This is a genomic window from Vibrio sp. Sgm 5, assembly GCF_026241575.1.
GTDB classification, from domain to species: Bacteria; Pseudomonadota; Gammaproteobacteria; order Enterobacterales; family Vibrionaceae; genus Vibrio; species Vibrio jasicida.
Map to the genome: position 1 here is coordinate 83,027 of NZ_JAPHPY010000004.1, position 25,176 is coordinate 108,202.

At 45.4% G+C, this 25,176-nt stretch carries 16 protein-coding genes; 13 read left to right on the forward strand and 3 right to left on the reverse strand.

Translation table 11 applies throughout. The features are described 5' to 3' along the window. The first annotated feature begins 29 nt into the window (after positions 1-29). Positions 30-1,319: a peptidoglycan DD-metalloendopeptidase family protein gene (locus OQJ86_RS03640; RefSeq protein WP_042603158.1), complete on the forward strand. Its 1,290-nt coding sequence runs from the start codon at positions 30-32 to the stop codon at positions 1,317-1,319. 42 nt (positions 1,320-1,361) lie between these two features. Here the strand turns inward: OQJ86_RS03640 and OQJ86_RS03645 are convergent, their stop codons facing one another. The 3 genes from OQJ86_RS03645 to erpA all read right to left on the reverse strand — a co-directional run bounded on the left by OQJ86_RS03645 (position 1,362) and on the right by erpA (position 6,077). After that, positions 1,362-4,496, reverse strand: a complete 3,135-nt coding sequence (locus OQJ86_RS03645; RefSeq protein WP_265986533.1) for an efflux RND transporter permease subunit — start codon at positions 4,494-4,496, stop codon at positions 1,362-1,364. A gap of 9 nt (positions 4,497-4,505) precedes the next feature. Next, a complete protein-coding gene (locus OQJ86_RS03650) occupies positions 4,506-5,621 on the reverse strand; it encodes an efflux RND transporter periplasmic adaptor subunit (RefSeq protein ID WP_038865850.1) in 1,116 nt (371 codons plus the stop codon). A gap of 114 nt (positions 5,622-5,735) precedes the next feature. Beyond that, on the reverse strand, positions 5,736-6,077 hold the full coding sequence (gene erpA / locus OQJ86_RS03655) for an iron-sulfur cluster insertion protein ErpA (RefSeq protein ID WP_005439421.1): 342 nt from the start codon (positions 6,075-6,077) through the stop codon (positions 5,736-5,738). 246 nt (positions 6,078-6,323) lie between these two features. On the opposite strand from erpA, the gene hemL reads away from it, so the two are divergent. The 12 genes from hemL to OQJ86_RS03715 all read left to right on the forward strand — a co-directional run bounded on the left by hemL (position 6,324) and on the right by OQJ86_RS03715 (position 25,131). Continuing rightward, the gene (gene hemL / locus OQJ86_RS03660) at positions 6,324-7,619 is read left to right on the forward strand and encodes a glutamate-1-semialdehyde 2,1-aminomutase (protein WP_038865849.1); all 1,296 of its coding nucleotides are present in this window, start codon (positions 6,324-6,326) and stop codon (positions 7,617-7,619) included. A gap of 359 nt (positions 7,620-7,978) precedes the next feature. Next, the gene (locus tag OQJ86_RS03665) at positions 7,979-9,064 is read left to right on the forward strand and encodes an AI-2E family transporter (RefSeq protein WP_038865847.1); all 1,086 of its coding nucleotides are present in this window, start codon (positions 7,979-7,981) and stop codon (positions 9,062-9,064) included. A 76-nt stretch (positions 9,065-9,140) separates the two neighbouring features. Next, positions 9,141-10,166: a 16S rRNA (guanine(1207)-N(2))-methyltransferase RsmC gene (gene rsmC, locus OQJ86_RS03670; RefSeq protein ID WP_038865846.1), complete on the forward strand. Its 1,026-nt coding sequence runs from the start codon at positions 9,141-9,143 to the stop codon at positions 10,164-10,166. Positions 10,167-10,395: 229 nt separating this feature from the next. Then, entirely contained in the window at positions 10,396-13,782 is a 3,387-nt protein-coding gene (locus OQJ86_RS03675) for a response regulator (protein WP_265986535.1), read from the forward strand. 817 nt (positions 13,783-14,599) lie between these two features. Next, positions 14,600-16,282 (forward strand): ABC transporter substrate-binding protein, encoded by a 1,683-nt coding sequence (locus OQJ86_RS03680; protein ID WP_038865843.1) that lies wholly within the window; start codon positions 14,600-14,602, stop codon positions 16,280-16,282. Between the two features lie 170 nt (positions 16,283-16,452). Next, positions 16,453-17,439: an ABC transporter permease gene (locus OQJ86_RS03685; RefSeq protein ID WP_038865841.1), complete on the forward strand. Its 987-nt coding sequence runs from the start codon at positions 16,453-16,455 to the stop codon at positions 17,437-17,439. Positions 17,440-17,441: 2 nt separating this feature from the next. Continuing rightward, complete coding sequence (locus tag OQJ86_RS03690) at positions 17,442-18,467, forward strand: ABC transporter permease (protein ID WP_039976207.1); 1,026 nt, start codon at positions 17,442-17,444, stop codon at positions 18,465-18,467. A 2-nt stretch (positions 18,468-18,469) separates the two neighbouring features. Then, entirely contained in the window at positions 18,470-19,453 is a 984-nt protein-coding gene (locus tag OQJ86_RS03695) for an ABC transporter ATP-binding protein (protein WP_005386550.1), read from the forward strand. A gap of 49 nt (positions 19,454-19,502) precedes the next feature. Then, the gene (locus OQJ86_RS03700; RefSeq protein WP_038878947.1) at positions 19,503-20,498 is read left to right on the forward strand and encodes an ABC transporter ATP-binding protein; all 996 of its coding nucleotides are present in this window, start codon (positions 19,503-19,505) and stop codon (positions 20,496-20,498) included. Positions 20,499-20,570: 72 nt separating this feature from the next. Beyond that, positions 20,571-22,310, forward strand: coding sequence for a glycoside hydrolase family 9 protein (locus OQJ86_RS03705; RefSeq protein WP_063344829.1), 1,740 nt, complete (start codon positions 20,571-20,573; stop codon positions 22,308-22,310). 2 nt (positions 22,311-22,312) lie between these two features. Continuing rightward, the gene (locus tag OQJ86_RS03710; protein WP_038865831.1) at positions 22,313-23,203 is read left to right on the forward strand and encodes an N-acetylglucosamine kinase; all 891 of its coding nucleotides are present in this window, start codon (positions 22,313-22,315) and stop codon (positions 23,201-23,203) included. An 8-nt stretch (positions 23,204-23,211) separates the two neighbouring features. Further along, positions 23,212-25,131, forward strand: a complete 1,920-nt coding sequence (locus OQJ86_RS03715; RefSeq protein ID WP_063344830.1) for a beta-N-acetylhexosaminidase — start codon at positions 23,212-23,214, stop codon at positions 25,129-25,131. Positions 25,132-25,176: the final 45 nt, after the last annotated feature.

Below are 25,176 nucleotides of genomic sequence, written 5' to 3' on the forward strand. Positions count from 1 at the left end.
TTACGTTTAATTTAGCAATCAAGTACCTTATGCATTCGATTTTTGTCAGACTCCCACTCTTGCACAAAGTATTGATCGGCTTTTTTAGTGCCCTCATCATCTTTGCACTATTCTTTTTGCCTGATCCGCAAGACCTCGACCCGCAGCAAAGCCGACTCAAAGTTGGTGAGCACTATTCGGTACCAATTTCTGTAGAATCTCCCGAGCGCAGCGCCTCTTCTAATCTTCCTTCTGTTTTGCGTTGGGAAACCTACAAAGTCAAAAATGGCGAAAGCGCTGCCGTTCTGTTTAATCGTGTAGGGCTCTCCCCTCGTCTTCTTCACGAACTCATCACTTCAGATAAAGAGATCAAAGCGCAGCTTACTCGGCTTCGTCCCGGAGACCGATTGCAATTTGGCTTTGATGAAAATAACGATTTTATACAGCTAAAACGTACATTGAATGCTTTTGAAACTTTCCGTATCAAGTTGCAGGGAAGTAAATACGTCTCTGAAGTCGACAAAAAAGAAGTCGACTATCAATACAACTACGCCGAAGCGACGATTAAATCTAACTTCTGGAATGCTGGTATTTCATCGGGATTGAATGCAAATCAAATCATGGAGCTGGCGGGAATCTTTGGTTGGGATATCGACTTTGCGCTGGATATTCGTAAAAACGACACCTTCCGAGTGCTTTATCAAGAAGAGGTCGTCGAGGGCGAAGTTATTGGACGTGGTAAGATCATCGCCGCAGTCTTTAAAAACCAAGGTGACACCTTCACCGCGATTTTAGATGAGAAGAGTGGTAAGTACTTCGACGAAAATGGTCGAGCAATGAAAAAGGCCTTCTTACGTGCGCCTCTGGATTTCCGCCGTGTAACCTCAAACTTCAACCCTCGTCGCCTTCACCCAGTAACCGGGAAAGTTCGCCCTCACCGTGGTACAGACTATGCAGCACCAGTTGGTACTCCAATTTGGGCTGCGGGTAACGGCGTAGTGCTTAAGTCGGCTTACAACAAATTCAATGGTAACTACGTCTTCATTAAACACAGCAATACCTATGTGACTAAGTACTTACACTTAACCAAACGCATGGTGAAGACAGGTCAACGTGTTAAACAAGGACAAACGATTGGTACTCTAGGTGGTACTGGACGAGTAACCGGACCTCACCTGCATTATGAGTTCTTAGTAAACGGCGTACACAAGAACGCAAGGACGGTAAAATTGCCGCAATCGAAATCTTTGACGGGGAAAGCAAAGCAAACCTTTATGGCTAACGCGAAAATCAGCATGGCGAAGCTTGACCGTTACAGTAAGTTACTCGCAATGAAATAATGTTGAGTGATGCGAGTAAAAATTGAATCACCAAGAGGCAGCCTAGGCTGCCTCTTTTGTTTCTGTTTGAGAATCATCAATATTATGCTCACGTCCAAGCATTAACAGGCAAGGCGTTAAAACCAAAGTCAGCACGGTCGCAAATGCCAAGCCACCAGCAACTGCGGTTGCTAATTGAGACCACCATTGGGTACTTGGTGCGCCAAATTCAACTTTTTGATTCACCAAATCGATGTTCATTTCTAACACCATTGGCAACAAGCCTAATATGGTCGTCACTGTGGTAAGCAAGACAGGGCGCAAGCGCTGAACCCCAGTCCGTAATATCGCGTCCGACTTGTCTAGACCACGTTTACGCATTTGGTTGTAGGTATCGATCAAGACGATGTTGTTGTTGACGACAATACCCGCTAACGCAATAACACCAATACCTGACATGATAATACCGAACGGTTTTTGGAAGATAAGCAAACCGGCAAATACTCCAACCGTAGAAAACAGGACGGCACTAAGGATCAAAAAGGCTTGGTAAAAGCTGTTGAACTGGGTAATCAAAATCAACGCCATAACGCCAAGTGCAACCATAAAGGCACTTTGTAAAAACGCAGAAGAGTTTTCTTGCTCCTCGTTTTGACCGCGAATTTTAAACTCAATACCAGCAGGCAAGCCCAGCTGCTCTACTTCTGCAGCTATCTTTGGTAATTCAAGAGCAAGGTTATAACCTTCAACCATGTCTGCTTTGATGTTCACTACGCGTCGACCATCAACACGTCGAATCGTATCTTGCTTATGGTCCGGCTTAATCTGCGCAAAGTTCGTGATCGGAACTAAGCCAGCCGCCGTTTTTACGCGTAATTGATCAAAGCGCCCGATATCCCGCTTATCTTGCGGATAACGCACTAAGATATCGACTTCTTCATCGGCATCATCGGGCAGATAATCACCAATCTTCAAACCGTTAGTCACAAACTGGACAGTATTACCAACCAAAGTCGCATCAGCAGCAAAACGAGAAGCATCGTCTCTGCGGATATCAATCTGCCAATCAATCCCCTCTTTATTAGTGGTGTCACTCAAGTTAGTTAAAGCGGGATTGCGATCAGCCCAGTAACGAACCATTTTGGCCGCACTGTCTAACTGATCAATGCTTGAGTTTTGTGCCGACATTTCAATGACGAGATCATGCTCTACTGGCGGACCAGCATCGGGGAATTTGTACTCCAACTCTACACCTGAGAATTGATTAGTAGTCTGTTTGAGCTCTTCAATGATGTCTTTCACTTTGCGACGATATTGCCAATCGACAGGCGTAATCTGAATCTGACCAATCTCATCACCATCATTTGAATCCGTTCCGGTACGCGTATAGACACTCTCAAACTCATCGTGTCCTAGCATGACTTTTTCGATCTCTTTCATCACGACGTCTTTTTCGTTGATCGATAAATCACCGTAAGAACGCACCTTGACGGTAAAGAATGCAGGATCTACCTCTGGAAAAAACTCCGCACCTAAGCCAGCTTTGCTGTAAGTAAAACCGACTCCACCCGCAAGCAATATCGCACTAAGTAACACTTTAAGTGGGTGCTTAATCGCAATCGACAACGTACGATAGTAAAGCTCTGTAATGCCCGTCGCTTTCTCAAACTCTCCGTTGTGCAAGTCAACCATCTCTTGCTGGCTTTTCTGGTTAACAGCTTGAGGCTTACCGATGATTCCGCCTATAACCGGCACAAATAACAACGCCATTACAAGAGAAGCAGTCAAGGTTGCAATTAAGGTTAATGGTAAATACTTCATGAACTCGCCAGTAATATCTGGCCAAAAGAGTAATGGAGCAAATGCGGCGAGAGTGGTGGCCGTAGAAGCTGTAATCGGCCATGCCATACGTTTTGCAGCATCACGATAGGCTTCTTTACGTGGTATACCCTCTTGCATCCGCCTATCGGCAAACTCTGTCACGACAATTGCCCCATCAACGAGCATGCCGACTGCCATGATGAGAGCAAACAACACAACAATGTTGACCGTTAAGCCAAATACCGACAGAACTAATAACCCCGTCAGGAAAGAACCCGGAATAGAGATCCCAACAAGCAACGCCGTTCGAACCCCAAGAATTGCAATGATAACAATCACCACAAGAATGATTGCCGAGAGAATGTTGTTTTGCAGATCGTTGAGCATCAGTTTGACGTCATCAGACTGATCCCACGTGTATTTGACTTGTAGGTTATTCGGCCACTCTGAACGCTTTTGTGCCTCGAGCATTACTTGTTTGACTAACTCAACTGTCTCAATGATGTTTTCACCCGCGCGCTTTTTGACGTTGAGAACAACAGCAGGATTACCATCTAAGCGAGCAAAACTCTCAGGATCACGAAACGCCCTACGCACCGTCGCCACATCTCCAAAGGTAATCACCTCTTTGCCATTAACTTTAATTGGCAACTCTAAGACGTCTTTTAAAGAATCAAAAACAGAAGGGACTTTAACTGAGAAACGACCATATCCCGTATCGACAAAACCTGCTGCTACGACACGGTTGTTTAACGCGATCAAGTTGTAGATATCCGCTTGATCCAAACCGTAGCTTTCCATCAGCAATGGATCGACGACGATCTCTACAATGTCCTCCCGATCTCCCGCAATATCGACTTCTAGCACCTGACGATAGCTTTCTAACTTATCTCGCAATGCGCGAGCGATTTGTACGGTAGTGCGTTCTGGTACAGTCCCGTAAAGCACAACCGTAAGTACTGGTTCTTCAGAGGCAAATGTGACTTCATTTACGGTCGGTTCATCGCTGTCTTCTGGCAACTTCGGCTTAGCTAGATCGACAGCATCACGCACATCGGCCATAGCTTCAGCAAGATCGACGCCTACACTGAACTCTAACGTCACAGAGGCATGACCTTCTGAAGCCACAGCGGTCATTTCTTTTACGCCTTCAATCGAACGCAACTCTTGCTCTATTGGGCGTACCAATAAGCGTTCTGCATCTGTTGGTGAAATCCCCTGATGCCCAACAGAAACATAAATGATTGGGATAGTGATGTCGGGACTCGACTCTTTGGGGATCGTGATGTAGGTGATCACACCTGCAATCAAAATCATCACCAATAAGGTGAGCATGGTACGTGCACGCGATAACGCAGCATCAATCAAAGCAAACATATTGCCTCCTTACTGCTGATTCGCGGCTTCGATGGCGTCATCCACCTTGGTCGCCATCACTAAATCACCATCACGCGCAAAACCTTGTCCGAGCACAATGATATCAACTTGGTCGCCCAATCCAGACAGCCAAACGCCATCTTTTTCGGCTTTCACAAGTTGAATAGGAACAAAGTGGACATGCTGATCACTCAGTGTCTTGATGCCAAGGTTGCCTTCTTCATCGAGCGCGAGCATCGCTGCGGTCACTTTTACGGCCAACACTTCACTCAAAGACAACACGACTTCGGCACTGATCCCCGCCGGCATTACACTCTCACGGTTATCAATTTCGATCTCAATGGGGAACGTATTGGTTGAAGTCGAAGACACACGTCCGATATAACGAATCGTGCCTTGATGGTGAACGTTGTTGATCGTGCGAACGTCAGCGACTTGGCCTTCTTTTAAATACTGAATGTGACGCTCGCTCACATCCGCCTCGATGACTAACTTTTCAAGGTCAATAACGGTGGCGATCGGATCGCCAACACCAACAAAATCACCAACTTCAACGAATCTATGGTCAAGAATGCCATCGAAAGGCGCTCTTACTTTGGTGTTTTTGAGTGCAGTTTCAACGTTACTTAGGCTTGCTCGAGCATCAACCAAGGCAGCTTGTGCTGTGGCAAACGCAACTTCACCCTGTAAGCCTCGATTTTTCAGAGACTCTGCGGCTTTAAACTCTTTTTCTTTAACACGCAGCATCGCTTTAGCGCGTTTGAGCTGAATATCGAGGTCACGTTCATCAATATTGGCAATCACCTGCTCTTGTTTCACGCTTTGCCCTTTTTGCACATTCAAACTGATGATCTTACCTGCGACTTCAGCCCCTAGGCGAGCTTGTCGATTTGGTGCAGTGCGACCGTACAGTTCAATGGTTTTGCTGGTTGGTTGGGCGGTAAAAGAGTTGAACATCACCTTAGCAACAGGTGTGTCTTCAGATTGAGAGTTTGAAAGAGAAGCCGTTTCGTCTTGTGCTTTAAGTTGACCCATTGCGAGCCAAGCAGCTAAAGCGATCACAAGCGTTAGAGAGACTAGCCATGGACGCTCTACAATACGACGTCCAAAAGAAGATCCAGACATACAAAGTCCTTTTTATTTTTAGCTCGCAGCTCTCTTTGGAACTGGGAGTGCGTTTACGTGACTTCCTGCTACGTAAAACTCAGGCAGCCAATTGGCTGCCTGTTGTCGTGTTAATTAAACACTGAATGATGCACCACAACCACAAGTTGTCGTCGCATTTGGGTTATTGACGAAGAAGCGAGCTCCTTCTAAACCTTCTGTGTAATCAACCACGCCACCGATTAGGTATTGCAGGCTCATTGGGTCTACAACCAGTGTTACACCGCTGTTTACGATTGTTGTGTCGCCTTCATTTACGTTCTCATCAAATGTGAAACCGTACTGGAAACCACTACAACCGCCACCAGTAATGTATACGCGTAATTTCAGCGCTGGGTTTTCTTCTTCCGCAATCAACGTTTGAACGCGAGATGCCGCGGCATCAGAAAAAGACAATGGTACGTTTACTTCGCTCACGAAGACCTCTCTCACTCGTGTAATGCGTCAAGCCTGAAGCAAGACGTCAAATTTGTGCTAATTAGAGCGATTATCCAATACCTGACCAACTCGTTCAAGTATTCACCGCCGATTCTTTATATCCGATGCTGATATGTAAGATTACAACGCCAGACTACACATAAATTACCCAAAACGTTTCTAACTTGAAATTAGCTAGGTACAATGCGCTCCACTTGGTCCGAGCAATCAAAAGAGGATAACCCCATGACCAAATCATCAGAGCTATATCAAAAGGCTCAGCAAACCATTCCTGGCGGTGTGAACTCACCAGTTCGTGCATTCAACGGCGTTGGCGGTTCTCCGCTATTTATCGAACGAGCAGACGGTGCCCTGATTTTTGATGCCGATGGTAAAGCGTACATTGATTACGTTGGCTCTTGGGGTCCTATGATTCTAGGTCATAACCACGCAGTTATCCGTCAAGCAGTTATCGATGCAGCACAACGCGGTCTAAGTTTTGGTGCGCCAACTGAGATGGAAATCGCAATGGCTGAACTTGTGTCTGAGCTCGTGCCATCAATGGAACAAATCCGCATGGTGAGCTCTGGCACAGAAGCAACCATGAGTGCTATCCGTCTTGCTCGTGGCTTCACTGGCCGTGACAAGATCATGAAATTTGAAGGTTGTTACCACGGCCACGCTGACAGCTTGCTAGTAAAAGCGGGCTCTGGCGCACTAACTCTAGGCCAACCAAGCTCTCCTGGCGTTCCTGCAGACTTTGCTAAGCATACGTTAACGGCAACATTCAACGATCTAGATTCAGTACGTGAACTGTTCGCTGCAAACAAAGGCGAAATCGCTTGTATCATCGTTGAGCCAGTTGCGGGCAACATGAACTGTATTCCACCAGTAGAAGGCTTCCATGAAGGTCTACGCGAAATCTGTGACCAAGAAGGCGCACTACTGATATTTGATGAAGTAATGACAGGTTTCCGTGTTGCTCTTGGTGGCGCGCAAGCACACTACAACATCAAACCAGACCTAACGACACTAGGTAAGGTTATCGGTGGTGGTATGCCAGTGGGCGCTTTTGGTGGTCGTAAAGAAGTCATGCAATACGTAGCGCCAACAGGCCCTGTTTACCAAGCGGGCACGCTTTCTGGTAACCCAGTTGCAATGGCAGCAGGCTTTGCATGTTTGAACCTTCTAAAAGAAGAAGGGAACGAAAAGCGCCTAGCAGCAAAAACTAAGCAACTTGCACAAGGCTTCAAAGAACTTGCCGACAAACACGGCGTGCCATTGGTAGTAAACCAAGTGGGCGGTATGTTTGGCTTCTTCTTCACTGACCAAGAAACCGTAACGTGCTACGAAGACGTGACTAAGTGCGATGTTGAGCGCTTCAAACGTTTCTTCCACCTAATGCTAAAACACGGCGTATACCTAGCGCCATCGGCATTCGAAGCAAGCTTCACTTCTCTTGCACACGGCTCAAAAGAGATCGATGCAACATTAGAAGCGGCAGATCGCTGTTTTGCAATTCTGGCAGAAGAAGCGAAGTAAGCTTTTCTCCCCAGAACATCAATACTAAAAAGGACCTTCACGGTCCTTTTTTATTGCCTGCATTACGCTTGCCAGTTAAAAATCACTAAGATAGCTAACACGCCAAGAACGATACCAAACCACGGAATACGCTTAGTTTTCTTTTCACTCTGACACTTCTTGTCACCGTTACAACAACCCATTTTTCTATCTCTTGATTGATAACTGCCTGATTTGTGGTCATTATAACAAGGTCCGTTGCACCTTCCCAATTCGGCTATGTCATAAGCTTGAAAGAATCGTCGGTGCAAAGTAATAAAGGTTTGACGCTGTGGTATAAAGCGCTAGCCGTAACATCATCCGTAAGTTGGATTAATCCCATGCCGAACAATGTAAAAATCACGTCGAGTCACCGAGTGTTAGTTGTTGCACTACTCGCCGCTGCTTTTGCCTGCTATTTATTGGTTGAGCCCTATGTAAACTCAATCGTAATGGCCTTTATCATCTCGCTACTTATGTTCCCAATACATGAGTGGTTTGAGAGCAAAATGCCTAACCATAAAAACTTGGTCTCGCTACTCTCTTGCGTGGTTCTAACCTTTATTATTGTGATTCCATTGTTGTTTGTCTTTGCTGCTATCGTTCAGCAAGGTTCCGTCTTTTCTCAAAACACCTATAAGTGGGTGACCAATGGTGGAATCCAAGATATCTTCCAACACCCTTGGGTAGTCAAAGGTTTAGCACTGGTTAATGAGTACTTACCTTTCGATAAAATAGAGCCTCAAGCTATCGCAGAGAAGATTGGTCAATTCGCCACATCATTTGGTTCAAACCTTGTAGCTATTAGCGCAAAAATCCTCGGTGATGCAACGAACTTCCTAATGGATTTCTTCCTAATGTTGTTCGTTTTGTTCTTCCTACTGCGTGACCACGACAAGATCATCTCGGCGATGCGCCATATTCTGCCGCTCTCTCGTAGCCAAGAAGACAAAATACTGACCGAAATTGAGCAAGTATCGAAATCTGCAGTTATGGGCTCCTTCTTAACCGCAATAGCGCAAGGTTTCGCTGGCGGTATCGGTATGTGGCTTGCTGGTTTCCCGGGCTTATTCTGGGGCACCATGATGGGCTTCGCCTCTTTCATTCCAGTGGTCGGTACCGCACTGATCTGGATTCCAGCAGCAGCCTACTTGTTCCTGACTGGTGACACCACTTGGGCAATCTTCTTGACGGTGTGGAGTATCGTTGTCGTTGGTTCGATCGATAACCTATTACGTCCATTGCTAATGCAAGGCAGCGCAGGCATGAACACGCTAATGATCTTCTTCTCGCTGCTGGGTGGTCTGCATCTATTTGGTTTAATTGGCCTTATTTACGGTCCACTGATCTTTGCCGTGACTATGGTTCTATTCAATATCTACGAAGAAGAGTTTAAAGACTTCCTCAACCAACAAGACAATAGCTAACAACCGCTTATTCACTTCAAGCTTGGGCCAGATTATGCGAAAATCTGGCCCTAATTATTTCTGATGAACCAAATTTATGTCTGCTTATATCGCTCCAAGCCAAATAGCTCAGCGTCAACTCGAGTATTTTAACGGAAAACACGTTTTAGTTGCTGGTGAAGTAGAAGACTTATTTCCACTGGAACTGGTGGATCACTGTGAGTCTGTTGAAGTATTCACTTCAAACTACAGCTATTACCGTCAAATCAGTACTTCTGAAAAAATCAAAAGCCATTTTGGTTCAGAGTTTGATGCCGATACGCAGGCAGACATGGTGTTACTGTACTGGCCAAAGGCAAAGCCAGAGGCGGAGTACCTACTCGCTATGTTAATGGCGAAGCTAGGCATCAACACTGAGATCGTAGTCGTCGGCGAAAATCGCTCCGGCGTGAAAAGCATTGAGAAAATGTTTAAAGGCTATGGCCCTGTGAAGAAGTACGACACGGCTCGTCGTTGTTCATTTTACTGGGGAACATGCTTGAGCGAGCCAAAGCCGTTTGATCAAGCAGAATGGTTTAAATCTTATACCATTACTCTTGGAGAACAATCCGTTGAAGTAAAAAGCCTTCCAGGTGTATTCAGCCATGGTGAATTTGACTTGGGTAGCCAATTACTTTTAGAAACGTTGCCAAACCTGTCAGGTAAAGTGCTCGACTTCGGTTGTGGTGCAGGTGTTTTAGGTGCATTTATGGCGAAAGCCAATCCAGAAATTGCGATTGAAATGTGTGACATCAACGCGTATGCCATCACTTCAAGCCAAGCAACACTCGAAGCGAACGGGTTATCAGGTCGTGTTTTTGCCTCAGATATCTACTCAGACACGGCTAAAGACTACCGTTTCATCATTAGTAACCCACCATTCCATAGTGGTTTAGACACCAACTATAACGCTGCCGAAACCTTACTTGGACAAGCACCACGCTACATGACACGAGATGGTGAAATGATCATCGTTGCAAACAGCTTCTTGAAATACCCTCCAATTATTGAGCAAACATTCAATAATTGCGAGACGCTAAATAAGACCAATAAGTTCTCGATTTACTACGCGAAAAAACCTTAGCCTCTCTATTGCGCAGGTGAAATCCTGCGCACTTCTTACTTAAATTTCATTCAACTCTTCGAAAAACTGCGTCACTCCCCACGCTTTGCAATCAACTTTCTTGTCAAAGAAAAAAAACTCGTTAATTTTGTTAATTCTATCGAATCTAACTTCTTATCCGTTTTTAACGAGAACCTTGGCAAGCCCTAGTAATTTGGTCGCTGCCCTTTTATGAGTTGTAATCTTATTCATGTTTAAATTCTACAAAAAGCAGAAATTTAAGCGCCTGCAAAGCACGCTAATGACCGCGTTTTTGGTTCTTAGTATCACGCCTTTGACGATCACTGCGATTTTCTTCCTGCAGTCACACAGTAAAGATCTTCAAGAACAAAGTACCTCACACCTACTTTCTGTGCGTGACACGAAGCAACAACAGATCATCGACTACTTTGCGGCTCAAGAAACTGAGGTCATGGGCTTTGTTCGCTCAGAATTGGCGTATGCCAGTGGTGGTCGATTCTATGGTTTAGTCAATGCATTCAGTCGCCTAGGGCATGATATTGACGAAGCGAGAGAGAACGCACAGCAACGTTATATCCAAGGCAGTGGCGACCAGATAAAAACTTCAATTTTGCCAGAGTCCTCTAACTATGTTGGTAGTGAGCGTTATCGCCTATTACATAAACGCTACCACTGGGCGTATCTAGAACTGTTAAAGCGCTCTGACTTCAACGACATCTTGTTGGTCGACATTGACGGTAACGTGACTTATTCGATCAATAAAGATGACAATTACGGCACAAACTTACTGACTGGCAGCTATAAAGACAGCGCCTTGGGCAGAACATTCAAACGTCTGTCGGAGGACGTTAATGCGCGTCGTAAAGTCAATGAAGATTACACACCTGTTGTGTTTTCTGACTTTGAGATCGAAAACGGTAAGCAAGTCGCCTGGCTAGGTGCACCGATTGTTCAGCAAGGTTACCTGCACAGCTATGCCATGTTCCGACTACCAAACAATGGCATTACAAAGCTAATTGCAGAAATTAACCGTGATTCTTCTATTGAGACTTTGTTGGTTGGCAGTGATCACAAACCTCGCACAATTAACACCAAGCAAGACAACATCCAAAACAGCCTAGAAATTATCGACAAAGCACTCGCGGGCGAAACCGAAGTAGGCACTTACAGCAACCGCTTAGGTGAAGAGATGATCGCGGCGTTTGCACCCATTGAAACTCGTGGTCTAACTTGGGCGCTAGTCGTACAGCTTCCTGAAAAAGAAGCGTTTGCCCGTATCCATCAGCTTGAGAAACTGTTTGTGATTGCGATGTTGATTGCAATTGTATTAGTCGTTATCGCTTCACATTACTTATCTAATTTCATCACTTCGCCGCTACTCAAGCTTACTTGGGCAGCAGAGAAAGTGTCTGCTGGTGACTTAGATGAGACGACCTTTAATACTCAGCGAAAAGATGAGATCGGGCGTCTTGCGATCAGCTTTGAACGTATGCAGCGCTCAATTCGAGAAAAGATTCAAACGATTAAACAACAAAACGAAGAGCTTGAGAGCAACATTAAGTTGATTCAAAAGCAAAACGAGGAGTTGCAATTAGCAGACAAACTCAAAGATGAATTCCTAGCAACTACGTCTCACGAATTGCGGACACCGCTACACGGTATGGTGGGGATTGCAGAGACATTGGTATCTGGCGCAAACGGTGCGATTCCTGCGAGCCAAAAATACCAGCTAGACATCATTATTAAGAGTGGTCAGCGCTTGGCAAATCTCGTTGATGATTTATTGGATTATCATAAGATGCGCTATGGCAGCATGGATATCCAAAAATCAGCGGTAAGCTTAGCAAGTGCAACACGTTTGGTACTGGAACTTTCTGGCCACCTATTAGGTAACAAAACAATCCGCATCATTAACCAAGTCCCTGCGGATTTAAAAGCGGTCTCTGCCGATCCACAACGTATAGAGCAAGTGCTTTACAATTTGATTGGTAACGCAATTAAGTACACCTCAGAAGGTAAAATTGTCATCTCCGCAAATGTGGTGGACGACCAAGTGCGCGTCCAAGTCGTTGATACTGGACAAGGTATCCCAGCGGAACATTTGGAGCACATCTTTGAACCGCTCATTCAGGCGGGCCAAGATGCAAGTCGTTACCGTCAGGGTGCAGGACTCGGCCTATCCATTAGCCGTCAGCTTATCGAGTTGATGGGCGGCTCACTGTATGTAAGTAGTCAACCAATGGTAGGAACAACCTTTAGCTTCACTTTACCTCTTGCAACAGAAGAGGAAATAAAAGCAACACAAACTCTAGCGGCTCGTGGTCACTTCCAAATCCCTGAAGCAAATTTGGAAAACACCGACGACTTATCTCTGCCAGAAAATCCGGATGGTCCACTACTCTACGTCGCAGATGATGAACCAGTAAACTTACGCGTTTTAGAGAGCTTCTTACGATTGGAAGGCTATCGAGTGCGTACGATTTCAGATGGCCCTGATACGCTAGCGTTAATTGAACAAGAGAAACCAGAGCTGTTACTATTGGATATCATGATGCCAGGCATGAGTGGCTACCAAGTATGTAGCGAGTTACGTAACACTTACGACCACGCAGAACTGCCGATCATAATGTTAACGGCATTAAGCCAGACAGAAGATCGTGTAAGAGGCTTCGAGGCTGGTGCAAATGATTACTTGTCCAAACCATTTAATAAACAAGAACTAGCCGCTCGAATCCAAGCGCATTTGACAGCAAGCAAAGCCGAAATGCGTCACATGGAAAACAAGTTGCTTGAATCTGAGCTGCGTCAACGCGCAGAAGTCGAAGCCAGTTTACTTGAAACACAAGGACGTTTGTTAGAGCAACTTGAATCTGCTCCAGAGGCCATCATCTGTTTGCGAGAAGACCAACGAATTCGCTTTGCCAACGAGGCGGCTTGTAAACTCTTCAAACGCAGCCTAGAACAGTTAAAACGCTCATCAGCTGATGAACTCATTGCGCCAAAATTCTTAACCGTCAAGCAACCACACTACTGTGGCAAGATTGATATCTACATCGAAGATATTCGTCAAAACATTGAAGCAGACATTCTCAAACTGCCAGAAGGCTCTGGTTTAGACGTTATGTACATCTTTAACGTTGGTGGTGGAGCAAACGCAGCACGTATTCATAATCTGGAAACCGCAGTAGAAGTTCTTTCATGCTATGCGTTCGATGGAGACAAAGATCAACTACAAAAACTGAAAGAGCTGGGCGGAGAGTTTACTCGTCTTGCCGACAAAGCATTAGGCAATAAGAAAGATAAACAAGAGTTGATGCGTGAAGTACTGGTTGATGCGATGACACATGCTTTAGAATACTGGGAGTCCGTTACAGGAGAAACCAAGTTTGCTTTCGCTGAGCAAAGCGGCTTTTGGCGTGTTTACCTAGACCGCAGTACATTACAGACTCGAACACTTGATAAATACATGCGCATCGAAACTTTGCCAAAAACACCACGCTGGAGAACCGTTTTAAACTCGATAGAGTTTATTCTTGAGCACTGTAAAGAACAAAGCCCAGAACGTGCTTACATCGAAGCACAGCGGGACAAACTGCAAAGGCTCCTCACGAGCTAAGCATGCCTATTTTAATTCAAGCCCTGCCTCGCGCAGGGCTTTTTTTGATAGTAAAAGCAGCCACCCTAGCTTCCACAGCAATGCTCAAATGTACTCACCTCATTCACCACTCAATAATGAACCACTTTCCCACCTCAGTCCTTCCTATAAGACTTGGAAGCAACATATCAGAATCATTTTTAAAAGACGATTAAACCAAGTTTTTTCTAGGTTGAGCGACGGCAAATAGCATCGTGTCATTTCGAACAAATACGCAGAAAAAACACTTCCTTTCCCCTATAAAAAAAGCATAATCAGCCGCCAAATTTCATCGCCGAAATGGGCTATTTTTTACTTTTAAAGGGAAAATTGACCAACAATTAACGGAGATTGCGAAGTCAATCACAACAGAACGGCAGATTAAATTTCACCTAGTTAATTAACAAAATTTTCGTGTGTGAGCCAGATCGCCAAAGCAAAGAGAACACAAAATAAACATACAATAAAAGGCCCATGACGTAAGCAACTACTAACACTCAGTATTTTTGCGGATATAAACTGCGACACATATCAACGTTTGTTTTTTAGCCTACAGAGACTTAAAAACGAACAAAATGACGTTTGTAACGTAGTTGACTTAGTTTTTAACGTTTTTAACGGGAATCGAGTTTGATTATTTTGTGGATAAGGTGTTTTCTTAGTCCTGCCTAAGGCCTACAGGCCACTCTTAGAGCGACACAATTTGAAGTGTAGTGAAGAGGTGGGCCTTGGAGAGTGTTTATCAATTGATGACATTCAATTCCATTAGTGAAATGAAAGCAAATAGTAAGGAACAGCTATGCTTGCCAATATTAAAAAAACAGCACTAGCAACAGCAATTATTGCAACGGCTACTACAGGTTTTGCATCAGTAGCTACAGCCGCTGAGCGCAGTGAACTGACTATCCACCCTAAAGAGTTTACAACTTTTGTTCGTAACTTTAACCCTTTCTTGGGTGCAACTAACCTGCACACAACTACTGACTTTATTTACGAGCCTCTAGTTGTTTTCAACGAAATGCACGGTAACACACCGGTATTCCGTCTAGCAGAAAACTTCCAAATGTCTGACGACCTAATGAGCGTAACTTTCGATATCCGTAAAGGCGTAAAATGGTCTGACGGCGAAGCGTTTACCGCTGATGACGTTGTTTACTCTTTCAACCTAGTTAAAGAGAAGCCAGAGCTAGACCAATCTGGTATCAACTCTTGGGTAACTGGCGTAGAAAAAGTTAACGATTACAAAGTTAAGTTCCGTCTAAGCGAAGCAAACTCAAACGTTCCTTACGAAATTGCTAAAGTACCAGTTGTACCTAAGCACGTATGGAGCAAAGTGAAAGATCCATCAACATTCACTAACGAAAATCCAGTAGGTTCTGGCCCATTCACAGTGATCGACACTTTCACTCCTCAACTGTACATCCAGTGTGAAAACCCGAACTACTGGGATGCAGCGAACCTAGACGTTGACTGTCTACGTGTTCCACAAATCGCAAACAACGACCAATTCCTAGGTAAAGTTGTAAACGGTGAGATGGACTGGACTTCTTCATTCGTTCCAGATATCGACCGTACTTACGCAGCAGCGAGCCCTAAACACCACTACTGGTACCCGCCAGCAGGTACACAGGCATTCGTTGTAAACTTCAAGAACCCAGATGCAGCGAAAAACGAAGCACTAACTAACGTTGACTTCCGTCGTGCATTCTCTATGGCTCTTGACCGTCAAACTATCATTGATATCGCTTTCTACGGCGGCGGTACTGTGAACGACTTCGCATCTGGCCTTGGCTACGCATTCGAAGCTTGGTCTGACGAAAAGACTCATGACAAGTTCAAAGCTTACAACTCATACAACGCTGAAGGCGCTAAGAAGCTTCTAGCTAAAGCTGGCTTCAAAGACGTAAACAAAGATGGTTTTGTTGACACTCCATCAGGTAAGTCTTTCGAGCTTCTAATCCAATCTCCAAACGGTTGGACTGACTTCAACAACACTGTACAGCTTGCCGTTGAGCAACTTGCAGAAGTAGGTATCAAAGCACGTGCTCGTACACCAGATTTCTCTGTGTACAACCAAGCAATGCTTGAAGGTACTTACGATGTTGCGTACACCAACTACTTCCACGGTGCAGACCCATACACTTACTGGAACAGTGCTTACAACTCAGCACTTCAGTCTGGCGACGGTATGCCTCGTTTCGCGATGCACTTCTACAAGAACGATAAGCTAGATGGCCTACTTAACAGCTTCTACAAAACAGCTGATAAGCAAGAACAGCTAGAAATCGCTCACGGTATCCAGCAAATCATCGCTCAAGACCAAGTGACTATTCCTGTATTGTCTGGTGCTTACATGTACCAATACAACACAACTCGCTTCACTGGTTGGTGGAACGAAGAAAATCCTAAGGGCCGTCCAAACATTTGGGCTGGTATCCCAGAGCGTCTACTTCACGTATTGGATCTAAAACCAGTTAAATAAGTAGAAGTTCATTTCTAGCGGCACACATCCCGTGTGCCGCCTATAAAAATCCCCTTGTGACCAAACCAACATATGGCGCTCGTCGTCAGGGGATTTTTCGCTCTAAATTTCGCTAGGAGCGACCTGAAACCAGAAACAGGGAAAAAATCTGGGTGAGTAAGGTGTGAGTTATGGGTTATTTTTTAAGACGTTTGTCGTTCTATCTTGTCGCGCTCTTGGTTGCAGCGACGTTAAACTTCATTATTCCGCGAGCAATGCCTGGTGACCCAGTTACCATGATGTTTGCTAACGCATCAGTACAGGTAACACCAGAGCGAATCGCAGCAATGAAAGAGCTGTTAGGTTTCGTAGATGGTCCAATTTATGTTCAATACCTGTCGTACATTAAAAACATTCTAAGCTGGGAGCTAGGTACTTCTATCCAGTTCTACCCGCTTTCAGTTAACTCTCTACTAGGCAGTGCATTTGGTTGGTCACTATTCCTAGCTGGTACGGCAGTTGTGCTTTCATTCTCTATTGCATCTGTACTGGGTATCTTTGCAGCATGGAAACGTGGTAGCAAATACGATGCATTTGTAACGCCTGGAACGCTGATTATCCAAGCAATCCCGCAAATGGTTATCGCGATGCTAGCGCTGTTTATTTTTGCAATCGGTCTTAAATGGTTCCCATCTGGTTACGCTTACACACCGGGTACCATTCCTGACTGGACAAGTTGGGAATTCATAAAGGACGTTGGTTATCACGCGGTTCTTCCATTGTTCTGTGCAACGATTGTTCAGATTGGTGGCTTCCTAGTAAATATGCGTAACAACATGATCAACCTTCTTGCTGAAGACTACATCACGATGGCAAAAGGTAAGGGTCTAAGCCAAAACCGTGTTGTATTTAACTACGCTGCACGTAACGCGCTACTACCAAGTGTTACAGCACTTTCAATGTCTCTAGGTATGGCAATCGGTGGTCAGCTTATCATCGAGATGATCTTCAACTACCCAGGCCTAGGCACAGTGCTTCTAAACGCAATTCACGCACGTGACTACCAAGTACTTCAAGGTCAGCTAATTATCATGACGATGTTCATGCTGTGCTTCAACTTAATGGCTGACATGCTGTACATGATTCTAGACCCTCGCCTACGTAAGGGAGGCAAATAATCATGAAAGAACTATTTAAACTGATTTTAGGTAACGCGTTCGCACGTGTTGGTTTAGCCATTATCGCTTTGTTTATCTTTGTTGCAGTGGCTGCTCCTTTAATTACTCAACACGCTCCAGACAAACGCACGGGTAACCCACATGAATACCCTGGCTTTGTTGTAAAACAAGCGCAAAACAACCCTGATGGCTGGGTGGCTAAAAATCTAGCCGACGACCGTCGTACGCTTATCATGTCGAAAAAAGCGGACCACGTTCTAGGTACGTCTCGCATGGGTCGTGACATTTGGTCTCAAGTGGCATACGGCGCGCGAGTATCTCTAGGTGTTGGTTTCGGCGCTGGTGTTATCGTGTGTTTCCTAGCGACGGTTATCGGTATCTCTGCTGGTTACTTTGGTGGTCGTGTTGATGACGTGTTAAGTGCTGCCATGAACATCATGCTAGTTATCCCACAACTGCCATTACTGTTCGTACTTGCCGCCTTTATCGGGGAGGCTGGGCCACTCACCATTGCATTAATCATTGCCGGTACCTCCTGGGCTTGGGGTGCACGTGTGGTTCGAGCTCAAACCATGGCCTTGCGTGAAAAAGAATTTGTTAAAGCGGCTGAGGTTCTTGGTGAGTCATCTCTTCGTATCATCTTCGTTGAGATTCTACCAAACCTTATCCCAATCGTAGGTGCAAGCTTCATCGGTTCAGTAATGCTAGCAATCAACACGGAAGCTGTAATCTCGTTCCTAGGTCTGGGCGATGCGAACACCATCAGTTGGGGCATCATGCTGTACAACGTGCAAACCTCATCGGCGATGCTAATTGGCGCATGGTGGGAAGTTCTAGCACCTTGTATTGCACTAACGTTACTGGTTACAGGTCTTGCTCTACTTAACTTCGCCGTTGATGAAATTGCGAACCCGCAGCTTCGCTCTCACAAAGGCATGAAGCGCTGGAAGAAACTAGCAGCAAAAGACAAGAAAGAGCGTGAGCCTGAACTGGCACCACAAAATGCACTATGGAGCGGAGATAAATAATCATGACTGCACCACTAATTTCTATCCGTAACCTATGCGTAGACTACATTACAGATGCGGGCGATGTCCGCGCCTGTAACAACGTCAGCTTTGACATCGCACCCGGCGAAGTATTCGGCCTAGCAGGTGAATCAGGCTGTGGTAAATCGACTGTTGCCTTCTCGCTAATGCGCCTTCATAAGCCGCCAGCATTTATTACTGGTGGTGAGGTTATCTTCAATGGCGAAGATATCCTCCAGTACAGCGATGACCGTATGCAAGCGTTCCGTTGGAGCGAAATGTCGATGGTATTCCAGAGTGCGATGAACGCTTTGAACCCTGTTCTTACTATGGAAGAACAGTTCTGCGACGTCATCATGCGTCATACCAATATGACGCGTGCTCAAGCAAAAACACGAGCTGAAGGTCTGCTGGAAATCGTTGATATCCACCCAAGCCGCTTAAGCGACTACCCACACCAGTTCTCTGGTGGTATGCGTCAGCGTTTAGTAATCGCAATAGCTTTGGCTCTGAATCCAAAAATGATCATCATGGATGAACCAACTACCGCACTAGATGTAGTAGTTCAACGTGAAATTCTACAAAAGATTTACGCGCTTAAAGAAGAGTTTGGTTTCTCAATCCTGTTCATCACGCATGATTTGTCTTTGATGGTCGAGTTCTCTGACCGTATCGGCATCATGTACTCAGGTGAATTAATTGAAGTTGCACCTTCTAAGCAGATTCTGGAGAGTCCTTACCACCCTTACACCAAAGGTTTGGGTAGCTCTTTCCCTCCACTAACTGGTCCAAAGACCAAATTGACTGGTATTCCGGGTAACCCGCTGAACTTGCTAGAAGTGCCACAAGGTTGCCGATTCCAAGCTCGTTGCGACCGCGTACATGAAGCATGTACACGAGTACCAACGCAACTACGTCAAATTGAACCAGGTCGTCTCTCAAATTGTCATTTGTACGGCGACACCATTGCTCAAGCTAAGGTTTAACAACAAAAAATAACGCTAGCTAAGAACAAAAATTACACTGGAGAGAATTATGAGCAAACAATTCGGCGAACTGCTGATTGAAGGTAAAAATGTCGTTAAGGACTTCCCTTTAAACAGTAACTCAATCAAACAATCTAAGATGCGTGCAATCAACGACGTATCTTTCAAAATGTACAAGAGCCGCGGCTTGTCAGTGGTAGGTGAGTCTGGTTCAGGTAAGTCTACTACTGCAAAAATGATTGCTAAAATGTACGCACCAACCGATGGCATCATCGAGTACAAAGGTCGTGATATTCAAGACATCACCTCTCGTCACGATTTGATGACTTACCGTGAAGGTGTGCAAATGGTATGGCAAGACCCGTTTGGCTCGCTAAACCCTACACACAACATCTTCCATCATATTGCTCGCCCACTTCTGATCCACAAGAAGGTATCACCGGGCAACAAAAAAGAGTTGGAAGAGCGCGTGTACAACCTACTAGAACAAGTTGGTCTGATTCCACCAAAAGAAACGGCGCAAAAGTTCCCACATCAACTCTCTGGCGGTCAACGTCAGCGCGTGAACTTGGCTCGTAATATTGCGGTTGGAGCAGAAGTGGTACTGGCTGACGAACCAACATCAATGCTTGACGTATCAATCCGTGCCGGTGTTCTTAACCTGATGGAAGAAATGAAATTTGAGAAACAAATGTCTCTGCTTTACATCACGCACGACATCGCGACAGCGCGTTACATCGCTGAAGATCTTGCGGTTATGTACGTCGGCCACATGGTTGAGTGGGGTGACACAGAGGAAATCATTCACGATCCTCAACACCCATACACGCAACTACTGGTTTCTGCCGTTCCTGATCCATCAAAGTCAATCCACGAGAAGTTGAAAGGCAACAAAGGCGAAATCCCACTTTGGACGCCAGAATCAGTTGGTTGTCCATTCGCAGGACGCTGTGTTCATGCCACAGACAAATGTCGTGAGCGACTGCCTGCTGTAACTCAGCTATCTGACAACCACTTTGTTCGTTGTTACTTATTTGAAGATTAATCATAACGAGGGTCAGGTATAAACCTGGCCCCTTTTTCCCTTTATATTTTATTGTTTCCCGGAGAAACTTGAATGCTGCTACTGACTAACCACATTGGTTACGAGCGTCTGGGCCCTAAAAAAGCGATCATCCAGACAAGCCAACCACGTCTGTCTTCTTATACTGCTTTATTGGTTTGTGCGGACAGCCACCAAACTGTCGCTACGCTAACAGTGGAAAAGCAAGGCAAAGTAGCGAGCTGGCATCAAGGTCATTTCTATCTTGTAGACTTTTCTTCATTTAATACTCCCGGTAACTACTACCTTCGTTTCGATCATTTGCGTTCATCTCACTTTGAAATTGGTGAACATATTCTTCTCGATCAAACACTATCTGACGTGGTCCACTACTTTAAGTCTCAACGTTGTGGTGGCATTTTTGATCAACAAGATCGTCAAGTTCCACTGCTAAATTCCGACGAAACCGCAGATGTTCACGGCGGTTGGTATGACGCTTCAGGCGATGTCAGTAAATATCTGAGTCATTTGTCATACGCAAACTACCTAAACCCACAGCAGACACCAATGGTGGTGTGGAACATATTGAAAGGTTTGTCTCTGCTTGAAGGCAACGACAAACTGGCTAAATTCACTTCTACTCGCCTTATTGAAGAAGCCCTGTTCGGTGCAGACTTCCTTGTTCGTATGCAAAACGAAAAAGGCTTCTTCTACATGACCGTGTTCGACAAGTGGAGTAAAGACACAGCTCAACGTGAAATCTGCGCCTACGAAACCCAACTTGGTCATAAGTTTGATGACTACCAAGCCGGTTACCGACAAGGTGCTGGCGTTAGCATTGCGGCATTAGCTTCAGCAGCACGTCTGGAGTTTCACGGTGAGTTCGACCAACAAAAATACCGTAATGCAGCAGAAAACGGCTACTGGCACTTAAAAGAGCACAACACCCAATATCTAAACGATGGTGAAGAGAACATCATCGATGAATACTGCGCATTGCTTGCAGCCGTTGAGCTATTCAAGACCACCAAAGAAACACGCTACCTAGAAGACAGCCGCGTATGGGCAAATCGTCTTTCTGCTCGTCAAATGAGTGATGAGCACATTCAACATTTTTGGGCTGCCAATCATGATGGCAGCCGCCCTTACTTCCATGCGGCAGAAGCAGGGCTTCCTGTTATCGCACTATGTGAATACTTGGCGATTGAAGACGACTCTGAGCGCGCTTCAGTAGCAAAACAAATCATAACTCAAGCCTGTGAGTTTGAAGTCTCTATCACCAATAGAGTGAAGAACCCATTTGGTTACCCACGCCAATATGTAAAAGGCGTAGACGAAGCGAAGCGTGATGCGTTCTTTGTGGCACACAACAATGAATCGGGTTACTGGTGGCAAGGTGAGAATGCTCGCTTAGGTTCACTGGCAACCATGGCGTATTTGGCACAACCATTTATTGAGTCAGAAATTCTAAAGCAACAGCTTTCTAAACTCGCACAAGATTCTATCAACTGGATTGTGGGGCTGAACCCGTACGACATGTGCATGTTGGACGGTCATGGTCGTAACAATCCGGACTACCTTCCTCAATATGGTTTCTTCAATGCAAAAGGTGGCGTGTGCAACGGCATCACCGGCGGTTTCGAAGATGAGGAAGACATTGCATTTAATCCACCAGCACAGAAAGACGACATGCTTCAAAACTGGCGCTGGGGAGAACAATGGATCCCGCATGGTGCTTGGTATCTACTCGCAGTAATGAGTCAGGCTCAGCACATCTCGACTTTAGCGAACTCTCAAGAAATTAAGGAGCAATAACCATGGGGATGTATTTTGTAGGTATTGACGGCGGCGGCACTTCATGCAGAGCCCGTATCAAAGACGCGCAAGGTAACTTTATTGGTGAAGCGAAAAGCGGCAGTGCAAACATCATGCTGGGAGCGGAAGTCGCAATGGCATCCATTCTTGAATCAATAGCTTCAGCAGCGCAGCAAGGCGGCCTAACTCAGCAAGACTTTGCCTCTATGCACGTTGGCTTAGCTCTTGCGGGAGCTGAACACAAAACCTCTTGGCAAGCATTCATGGCTTTGGAACACCCATTTGCCAGTATGACACTCAACACTGATGCTTACGGTGCTTGTATTGGCGCGCACAGCGGTAAAGATGGCGCAATCATGATTGCTGGAACCGGTTCTTGCGGTATTTTCCTGAAAGGCCTTGAGCAGCACGTTGTTGGTGGACGTGAGTTCCCGATCTCCGACCAAGGCGGTGGCGCAGTAATGGGATTACGCCTGATTCAACAAGTCTTGCTAGCAGAAGATGGCATCCGTGAAAAAACACCTCTAGCAGCGCATGTCATGGCTCATTTTGAAAATGACATCGACAACATAGTGGCATGGTCTAAACAAGCTCTACCTCGCGATTACGGTCAATTTTCTCCAGCAATTTTCCAACATGCAGAACAAGGTGATGCACTAGCGATTGAAATGCTTAAGCAGACCGCTGCCGATATTGAGATGTTTCTGGTTGCGTTAAACAAACGCGGGGCGACTCGTATTTGCTTAATGGGCAGTATTGCTGAACGCATCCTGCATTGGCTGTCACCGCCCGTTCAACAATGGGTGGTAGAGCCTCAATTTGATGCGATTGAAGGAGCTATTATGTTTGCTGGTAAACCAGAGCATAACCTTTACGCCGTGAGTGTTGAGTAGGAGTGAGCATGGAATATCGTGTTGATCTAGTGGTCCTTTCTGAGCAAAAACAAAACTGCCGTTTTGGGCTCACCTTTCACAATTTGAGCGACCAAGACCTAAACAATTGGAGCCTGACTTTCGCTTTCGACCGCTATATTCTTCCAGACAGCGTTTCAAATGGTCAACTGACTCAAATTGGTAGCTTTTGCACACTTAAACCGGAAGGTATGGTACTGGCTGCCAACCATCACTATTACTGTGAATTCAGTATTGGTTCAAACCCATTCCGTTATTACTCGGATGGATTTAATGAAGCCATGATTGACTTTGTCGTTGACGGAAATCCACAACGCGCACAAGTTGATGTTACTCCTATCGTTTTGGCCTCACCTTATCGCGAACGCAGTGATATTCCAGCAAGCTTAACGCATGCACAGCCTTTATTACCAAAGCCCAACCATATTGAAGTGAGTGACCTGTCGTTTAGCTTCGATGAGCAAGTTGGTGTCGCGATATACACAGATTTAGCGAATTCAGCAAAAGCATGGTTGCTGGAAGAGCTTGAACGCATTCACCAATTCAAATTGTCTTCTTCTAACAGTGGGAAAATCTTATTCAAAAGTAACCCAACACTGGACGAAGGTACTTACAGACTTAAAGTATCTGAAGAGTCGATCAAGATTGAAGCGGGTTCTTCATCTGGCTTTACTCACGCTTGTGCAACTCTATTGCAATTAATGAAGCATGATGGACATACCAATACCATGGATGTTGTCTGTTGCACAATTAAAGACAGTCCTCGCTTTCGCTACCGTGGCATGATGTTGGACTGCGCTCGTCATTTCCACTCGGTAGAGCAAGTAAAACGCCTCATCAATTTGTTGGCACATTACAAATTCAATACCTTCCATTGGCACCTAACGGACGATGAAGGTTGGCGTATCGAGATTAAGTCCTTACCTCAACTAACAGACATTGGCGCTTGGCGTGGTATCGATGAAACCATCGAACCGCAATACACCCATTTAACTCAGCGTTACGGCGGTTTCTACACTCAAGAGCAAATTAAAGATGTGGTGGCTTTTGCAGCACAGCGTGGCATCACTATCATCCCTGAGATTGACGTTCCTGGGCATTGCCGCGCAGCAATCAAATCTCTGCCACACCTACTTGTTGAAGCGGAAGACAAAACCGAATATCGCAGCATTCAGCACTATAACGATAATGTCATCAACCCTGCTCTGCCGGGTAGTTACGAGTTTATCGACAAAGTACTTGAAGAAGTAGCAGCTCTATTCCCAGCGCCTTATGTCCATATTGGGGCAGACGAAGTTCCTAATGGCGTGTGGTCTAAGAGCCCTTCTTGCCAAGCTCTTATGGAGCAATTGGGTTATACCGATTACAAAGAGCTACAAGGGCACTTCTTACGTCATGCAGAAGACAAGCTACGAAAATTAGGCAAACGAATGGTAGGTTGGGAAGAAGCCCAACACGGCAACAAAGTGAGTAAAGATACAGTGATCTACTCATGGCTAAGCGAAGAAGCTGCATTGAACTGCGCTCGCCAAGGTTTTGATGTAGTGCTGCAACCAGCACAAACCACCTACCTCGACATGACCCAAGACTATGCACCAGAAGAGCCAGGTGTTGACTGGGCAAACCCATTGCCATTAGAGAAAGCATACAACTATGAGCCATTAGCAGAAGTCCCTGCTGATGACCCAATCAGAAAGCGCATTTGGGGCATTCAAACTGCCTTGTGGTGCGAAATCATCAACAACCCATCGCGTATGGACTACATGATTTTCCCTCGCTTAACAGCCATGGCAGAAGCATGTTGGACTGAAAAACAACACCGCGATTGGACCGACTATTTATCACGTTTGAAAGGGCACCTTCCTCTGCTTGATTTGCAGGGAGTGAATTACCGTAAACCGTGGAAGTAATACCAAGCTAGATGACAATACATCTTGCTTAAAGAATTATTAAAT

Coding starts and splice junctions, on each gene's coding strand:
- OQJ86_RS03640 (WP_042603158.1), top strand. CDS start 30: ATGCATTCGATTTTTGTCAGACTCCCACTCTTGCACAAAGTATTGATC.
- OQJ86_RS03710 (WP_038865831.1), top strand. CDS start 22,313: ATGGGGATGTATTTTGTAGGTATTGACGGCGGCGGCACTTCATGCAGA.
- OQJ86_RS03695 (WP_005386550.1), top strand. CDS start 18,470: ATGACTGCACCACTAATTTCTATCCGTAACCTATGCGTAGACTACATT.
- OQJ86_RS03700 (WP_038878947.1), top strand. CDS start 19,503: ATGAGCAAACAATTCGGCGAACTGCTGATTGAAGGTAAAAATGTCGTT.
- OQJ86_RS03705 (WP_063344829.1), top strand. CDS start 20,571: ATGCTGCTACTGACTAACCACATTGGTTACGAGCGTCTGGGCCCTAAA.
- hemL (WP_038865849.1), top strand. CDS start 6,324: ATGACCAAATCATCAGAGCTATATCAAAAGGCTCAGCAAACCATTCCT.
- rsmC (WP_038865846.1), top strand. CDS start 9,141: ATGTCTGCTTATATCGCTCCAAGCCAAATAGCTCAGCGTCAACTCGAG.
- OQJ86_RS03685 (WP_038865841.1), top strand. CDS start 16,453: ATGGGTTATTTTTTAAGACGTTTGTCGTTCTATCTTGTCGCGCTCTTG.
- OQJ86_RS03690 (WP_039976207.1), top strand. CDS start 17,442: ATGAAAGAACTATTTAAACTGATTTTAGGTAACGCGTTCGCACGTGTT.
- OQJ86_RS03645 (WP_265986533.1), bottom strand. CDS start 4,496: ATGTTTGCTTTGATTGATGCTGCGTTATCGCGTGCACGTACCATGCTC.
- OQJ86_RS03675 (WP_265986535.1), top strand. CDS start 10,396: ATGTTTAAATTCTACAAAAAGCAGAAATTTAAGCGCCTGCAAAGCACG.
- OQJ86_RS03665 (WP_038865847.1), top strand. CDS start 7,979: ATGCCGAACAATGTAAAAATCACGTCGAGTCACCGAGTGTTAGTTGTT.
- OQJ86_RS03650 (WP_038865850.1), bottom strand. CDS start 5,621: ATGTCTGGATCTTCTTTTGGACGTCGTATTGTAGAGCGTCCATGGCTA.
- OQJ86_RS03715 (WP_063344830.1), top strand. CDS start 23,212: ATGGAATATCGTGTTGATCTAGTGGTCCTTTCTGAGCAAAAACAAAAC.
- OQJ86_RS03680 (WP_038865843.1), top strand. CDS start 14,600: ATGCTTGCCAATATTAAAAAAACAGCACTAGCAACAGCAATTATTGCA.